Below are 6,055 nucleotides of genomic sequence, written 5' to 3'. Positions count from 1 at the left end.
CCCCGAGTCCTGGCCAGGACTCGGGGCGACCGGCGGTTCCGTTTCCGTGGCGCGCGGTTCAGTGGCTCCTGCCGGTGCCCCGGCGGCGGCGGAGCGCGTAAGCGGTCCCGCCGGCCGCGGCGAGGAAGAGCCCGGCGCCCGCGCCGAGCTCGACCGGGTCCAGCCCGGCGACGCTGCCGCCGAGGCCGCCGCGCACACCGCGGGCTGAGGGGACGGTGGTGCTGGCGGCGGTGCCGGTCGGGGCGCTCGTGCGGACGGGCGGGGCGACGGCGGTCCTGGTGCCGGCCGCGGCGTCGGGCGTGGCGGTACGGGTGGGGGTGCGCGGGGCGGCGGGGATGGTGCGGGCCGCGTTGGGCGTCGCTGTCGCTGTCGCTGTCGCCGTCGTGGTGGAGCTGGTGGTGGGGCTGCTCGTGCCGCCGGTGATGGTCAGGTCGGCCGAGCCGGTCTCCCCGTTGCAGGTGAAGGAGACGGAGTACTGCGCGCCGCGCCGTGCGTCCCGGTCCACCGTGACCCGTACGGTCCGGCCGCGCGCGATGCTCACGGTGTCGAAGATCCCGGACGACGAGGTCGCGAAGGCGGCGTCGCAGCCGGTGACAGCGAGGACCACCTGGCCTCCCGGGGCGACCGTGGAAGGGGTGAGGCTGAAACCGAACGAGGTGACGGGGGCCGCCTCGGCCGCGTGCGCGGCGGGGGCTCCGAGGGCGCCGAGCGCGAGTGCGGCACCCATGGCGCCGGCGCTCAGCAGGGCTGTGGCGGAGGTACGTATCGCACCCATGGTTGATTCTCCGGATCCCCGAGGAGCAGCCGCGGAACGGTTTCCGCACGTGGGGGGTCGTGCGCCTCGATGTCCGACACGCTAGGCGCGGGCGCGGTGACCCGCGATCAGGAACGGGCGAATGGGGCACGGCCGTAGGCCGAACCGGGGACGGGAGGCCCGTCCCCGGTTTACCGGCCGCCGCTGGTGCGCGGTGGGAGCGCCCCGTACGGGGCCGGTCCCGGCCTCAGTCCTCCAGCCCCAGATGGGGGAACTGGGCGAAGAACGGCTCGGCCGTGGCCGAGATGCCGCGGCCGAACGGGGCGTCGAAGTCCCAGATGAGGAACAGCAGGAACGCGATGAGCGCGCTGAACAGCCCCGCCAGCAGCATCTCCCGGAACGACCGGCGGATCTGCAGGGTGAAGATCAGACCCACCGTCACCAGAGCCCCGGCGATCAGCCCGAACCACACGACGCCGGGCATCGTGGCCCCGGCGCTCTGACCGCGTGCGTTGCGGGCGTCGTCGGCCACGGCGACCTGGTCCACCAGCGGCTGGTACGCCTGGCCCTCGTGGTCGGTCCGCGGCTCGTAGTCGGTGACGTCGCGGCGGATACGTTCCAGCAGCTCCCCGCTGCGGTCGGTGAGCTCGCCGGTCTCGCCCATCGCCTTCCACTCGGTGTCCACCACGTACGTCACGTAGGCGTCGACGTCGGACCGGATCCTCTTGCGCACCTCGGCCGGGTAGACCTCGGAGCGGACGCTGACCTCGTGCAGGGCCTGCGCCTCCTGGCGCACGTACTCCTGGGCGGCGCCGCGGCCCTCCCAGACGCCGGCGATCGCCAGGCCCAGCACGATCGCGTAGATCACCCCGATCATCATCGTCATGTACTCCATGACGTCCGGGGTCTCGTTCGGATCGTCGTCCTCGCCGATCCTGCGGTGGTTGAAGAAGGCGATGGACAGCACCACGGCGCACGCCGCGGCCATCGCGAGGGACAGGACGAGCCATTCCGACAAGATGACTCCCAATCGGTTGTCAGGGGGTGCCCCGGGGCTACCGGGGGCGCAGCGCGACGATCGCGAGCACCGCGGGAGCCGCGGTCAGCAGGGTGAAGGTCACCGGCGAGATGTGGTGCTCCACCGGCTTGCGGGACGGCGCGTGGTACGAGGGACGGGCCACCGGTTTCGGCGGCGCGGGCGGCGGGGTCACTACGGGAGCCGGAGGCGGTGGAGGGGCCGGGGGCGGCGGGGCGGGGGCCTTGGCCGCGAGGGGCGGAGCGGGAGCGGGCTTCGGGGGCTGCGGCGCCGGTTCGGGTGCCGGCTTCGGCGGCGGGGGTGGTGGGGGCACGGGGGGCGGGGTCGGTGCGGGCGGCGGAACGGGCTTCGGGGTGGGCTTCGGCGTGGGCGTCGGGGTCGGCGAGGGGGTCGGGGTGGGCGAGGGGGTCGGGGTCGGCGAGGGAGTCGGGGTGGGCGTGGGCTTCGGCGGGCACGGCGGGGGAGGCGGTGGCGGGCAGTGGTGTCCGCCGTGGTGTCCGCCGTGGTGTCCGCCGCCGTGCCCGCCGCCGTGATGGCGTCCGTGATGTCCGCCACCCGGACCACCGCCGCGGCCGCCGCCGAGGGCCGCCGTGACGGCGGCGGCGGCGTGCGCGCCGTCGCCGTAGTCGGTCGTCGCGTAGGCGCTGCTATCAGCCACGGCCGGCGTGACGGCCAGGGCCGCCCACAGCAGGACCGGGACCGCCAGCAGGCGCCTGGCACAGGCTCTGTTCACCCGGGGAGCATGGGCCCGCGCGTGCCCGCGCACGCGAGGGTCGGCCCTGGTTCGCCTGAACGGGTGGAGTGCCGACCATAGAGGTTTGAGCCAGCTTTCGGACTGCTGTGTAACGGGCCCGACCGTTCGACGATCAATTCCCAAAAGGGATTTGTCGGTAACGGTCATTCCCCTAGGGAGGGCTCGCGAGAGCCTTTGGTGTGTGACGAAGAACGGATCGCCAATTTCCGCTTTTGCTCGCCCTGTTGGGCAATGATCAGTACATTCGGCTCGTACAGGAGTCCGACCTCGGACGGACCACCACAGGAACAAGGCTTGGAGACCTCGATGGAGCGCCCCGCCTGGGCCCCGCCGGGCATCGACATATCGGTGCCGAGCGTGTCCCGTATCTACGATTACTACCTGGGCGGCTCCCACAATTTCGAGGTCGACCGCCAGGCCGCCCGTCGCGCCATGGAATTCATGCCGGGCCTGCCCAAGATCATGCAGGCGAACCGGGCATTCATGCGCCGGGCCGTGCGCTACGCCGTCGACCAGGGCGTCACGCAGTTCCTCGACATCGGCTCCGGCATCCCCACGTTCGGCAACGTCCACGAGATCGCCCAGGCCGCGGACCCCGAGTCCCGCGTCGTGTACGTCGACCACGACCCGGTGGCCGTGGCGCACAGCCAGGCCGTACTCGACGGCGACGAGCGCACCGGCATCGTCGCCGCCGACCTGCGCAAGCCGCAGGACATCCTGGCGGCCCCCGAGGTGACGCGGCTGCTGGACTTCGACCGCCCGGTGGCCCTGCTGCTCGTCGCCGTCCTGCACTTCCTGGAGGAGGAGGACGAGCCGTACGCCGCCGTCGCCCGGCTCCGCGACGCGCTGGCCCCCGGCAGCCTGCTGATCCTCACCCACGCCTCCTATGAGGGCATCCCGCTCACGGAGGAGGTCGCGGGCGGAACCGTGGGCGTCTACCGCGAGATCCGCAGCCCCCTCGTCATGCGCAGCGGGGAGCGGATCACCCGCTTCTTCGACGGCTTCGACCTGGTGGAGCCGGGACTGACGTCGATGCCCGGCTGGCGCCCCGAGATCTCCACGGGCGCCCACGACCTCGAGGCGGAGGAGGACCCGTACGCCTTCTCGGGCTTCGCCGGCGTGGGACGCAAGGCGTGAGACTTCCGGCACAGACGGCGGGCACCCGGGCGGCCGCCGCAGCGCACACGGCGCCCGCGGGACCGGGGGCGTCCGCCCCCGCGGCGTCGGCGGGGCCGCAGGGCGGTCTGGAGGACCGGATCGCCCGCTTCGCGACCATCTGGGGCCGGGCGATCTTCCCGGTCACGGCGACCTCGCTGACCCGCCCCGAGTTCGAACGGCACCTCCTCCCGCTCACCCGGACGCTCGCCGAGGCCCTGCACGCCCGGCCCTTCGACGCCGGCGTGGCCCAGCGCGTCGGGGCGGAACTCGTCGCGGTGCACTGCACCGACCCCGAGGCGCTGGCGGGCACCCTCGGCGTCATCGAGTCGTACCTGGTCCTGTACTGCGGAGCCGGTTCCCCGTCCGGGCCCGTCGCCTCCGGCGCGGACGGCACCGAGGAGTACCGGGCCCGCTGCGCCCGGCTCCAGCACGGGATCGCGGCCGGTTTCGCCCGGGCCCTGCGCGAGCGCACGCTCAAGGAGCAGGAGGCCATCGCCCGTTCCGCGCTGACGGCCCGCACCGACGCCCAGCAGGCGCTGCACGCCAGCGAGGCGCGCTTCCGGGCCGTGTTCGAGGGGGCGGCCGTCGGCATCGGCATCGCCGACCTGGACGGCAACGTGCTGGAGGCAAACGACGCGCTCCTGCAGATGTTCGGCGGCCTGGAGGGCCACGTCCGCGACCGCAAGGTCAGCGAGTGGGGCCACCCGGACGACACCCCGCACGTCTGGCGGATGTACGGCGAACTGGTGCGCGGCGAGCGCGAGAGCTACCGCGTGGAGAAGCCGTACTACCGGCACGACGGCACGGTGCTCTGGACCAACCTGACGGTGTCGCTGCTGCGCGACGCCGACGGCGTGCCGCAGTACCAGCTGGCGCTGATGGAGGACACCACCGAGCGGCGGTTGCTGAACCTGCGCCTGCGCTACGAGGCCACCCACGACGCCCTCACCGGGCTGCCCAACCGGACCCTGTTCTTCGAGCGGCTGGAGAAGGCCCTGAGCGGAGCCGGCGGTAGTCGCTTCGGCCTCTGCTACCTGGACCTCGACGGGTTCAAGGCGGTCAACGACAGCCTCGGCCACTCGGCGGGGGACCGGCTCCTGGTGGAGGTCGCCGACCGGCTGCAGAGCTGCGCGACCGGGCCCGGAGAGGTGGTCGCCCGGCTCGGCGGCGACGAGTTCGTGGCGCTGACCACCGGCTCCGACACCGAGGAGAAGGTGACCGACCTCGCCGTCCGCATCCTGTCCGCGCTGTCGACGCCGATCCGCATCGAGGGCCGGGAGCTGACGGTCCGGGGCAGCATCGGCATCGTCGAGGGCCGGGCCAGGGAGCGCACCCCGGCGGAGGTGCTGCGCAGCGCCGACATCACCATGTACCGGGCCAAGGCGGCCGGCGGCAACCGATTCGAGTTCGCCGACGCCGAGGCCGACGCCCGGGCCATCACCCGGCACGGGCTGACCAACGCCCTGCCGGCGGCCCTGGAGCGCGGCGAGTTCTTCATCGAGTACCAGCCGCTGGTGCACATGCACGACGGCAGCGTGCACGGCGCCGAGGCGCTGGTGCGCTGGTCGCACCCGCAGTACGGCGTGCTCGGACCGGACCGGTTCATTCCGCTCGCGGAGCGGACCGGGCTGATCATCCCGCTGGGCCGCTGGGTCCTGGAGGAGTCCGTCCGCCAGGCCCGCAACTGGCAGAGCCAGCTCGGCGGCGCGTCCCTGCGGATCAACGTCAACCTCTCGCCGACCCAACTGCACCACCCCGGCCTGGTCGCCGACACCATCGCGGTGTTGGAGAAGTCGGGCCTGGCGCCCGGGGCGTTGTGCCTGGAGGTCACCGAATCCGCTCTGATCGGCGCCGACGACGAGCTCCTCGAACCGCTGCGCCGGCTTGCCGCCCTCGGCGTGGACATCGCCCTCGACGACTTCGGTACGGGGTACTCGAACCTGGCCAACCTGCGTCGCCTGCCGGTCAGCGTCCTGAAGCTGGACCGCTCCTTCACCCAGGGGATGCAGCAGAGCCCCGCCAACCCGGTCGACGTCAAGATCGTGGAGGGGATCGTCGCGCTGGCCCACAGCCTCGAACTGGCCGTCACCGTCGAGGGCGTGGAGACCGGCGCCCAGGCGGCCCAGTTGCGCGCCCTCGGCTGTGACACCGCGCAGGGCTGGTACTACGCGCGCCCCGGGGCCCCGGACCGCATCCACGCCCTGTCCCTCTCGGACGCCGTGCCCACCTCCGCCCCCGGCTCCACGTTCTCCTGAGCGTGCCCCGGGGCCGGGCCGCGAGCATGGGGGGCGAGAGCGTCGGGGCCGAGAGCGTCGGGAGCGCCGGCGGCCGGGGCGGAGTTCCGGTGCCTGGC

Annotated in this window: 5 protein-coding genes; 2 read left to right on the top strand and 3 right to left on the bottom strand. The window is 73.3% G+C overall.

All coding sequences use genetic code 11. The annotated features are described in order from the left end of the window. Window positions 1-58: 58 nt before the first annotated feature. The 3 genes from ACFWW8_RS16225 to ACFWW8_RS16215 all read right to left on the bottom strand — a co-directional run bounded on the left by ACFWW8_RS16225 (window position 59) and on the right by ACFWW8_RS16215 (window position 2,523). The gene (locus ACFWW8_RS16225) at window positions 59-775 is read right to left on the bottom strand and encodes a hypothetical protein (protein WP_386528986.1); all 717 of its coding nucleotides are present in this window, start codon (window positions 773-775) and stop codon (window positions 59-61) included. Window positions 776-1,001: 226 nt separating this feature from the next. After that, the gene (locus ACFWW8_RS16220) at window positions 1,002-1,772 is read right to left on the bottom strand and encodes a hypothetical protein (protein WP_386528983.1); all 771 of its coding nucleotides are present in this window, start codon (window positions 1,770-1,772) and stop codon (window positions 1,002-1,004) included. A gap of 37 nt (window positions 1,773-1,809) precedes the next feature. Then, window positions 1,810-2,523 (bottom strand): hypothetical protein, encoded by a 714-nt coding sequence (locus ACFWW8_RS16215; protein ID WP_386528981.1) that lies wholly within the window; start codon window positions 2,521-2,523, stop codon window positions 1,810-1,812. Between the two features lie 327 nt (window positions 2,524-2,850). Between ACFWW8_RS16215 and ACFWW8_RS16210 the strand changes: the two genes are divergently transcribed. Beyond that, window positions 2,851-3,681 carry an SAM-dependent methyltransferase gene (locus ACFWW8_RS16210; protein ID WP_386529016.1) on the top strand — a complete coding sequence of 277 codons (831 nt, stop codon included), beginning with the start codon at window positions 2,851-2,853 and terminating at the stop codon, window positions 3,679-3,681. 107 nt (window positions 3,682-3,788) lie between these two features. Then, the gene (locus tag ACFWW8_RS16205; RefSeq protein ID WP_386529013.1) at window positions 3,789-5,957 is read left to right on the top strand and encodes a putative bifunctional diguanylate cyclase/phosphodiesterase; all 2,169 of its coding nucleotides are present in this window, start codon (window positions 3,789-3,791) and stop codon (window positions 5,955-5,957) included. The last annotated feature ends 98 nt before the right edge of the window (window positions 5,958-6,055 follow it).

The sequence above is a fragment of the Streptomyces sp. NPDC058701 genome, assembly GCF_042715295.1.
Taxonomy (GTDB): domain Bacteria; phylum Actinomycetota; class Actinomycetes; order Streptomycetales; family Streptomycetaceae; genus Streptomyces.
This window is presented reverse-complemented; position numbering and strand designations above follow the sequence as displayed.

Excerpts from the sequence above, each read along its gene's own strand:
- ACFWW8_RS16210 (WP_386529016.1), top strand. The coding sequence starts at position 2,851 with ATGGAGCGCCCCGCCTGGGCCCCGCCGGGCATCGACATATCGGTGCCG.
- ACFWW8_RS16225 (WP_386528986.1), bottom strand. The coding sequence starts at position 775 with ATGGGTGCGATACGTACCTCCGCCACAGCCCTGCTGAGCGCCGGCGCC.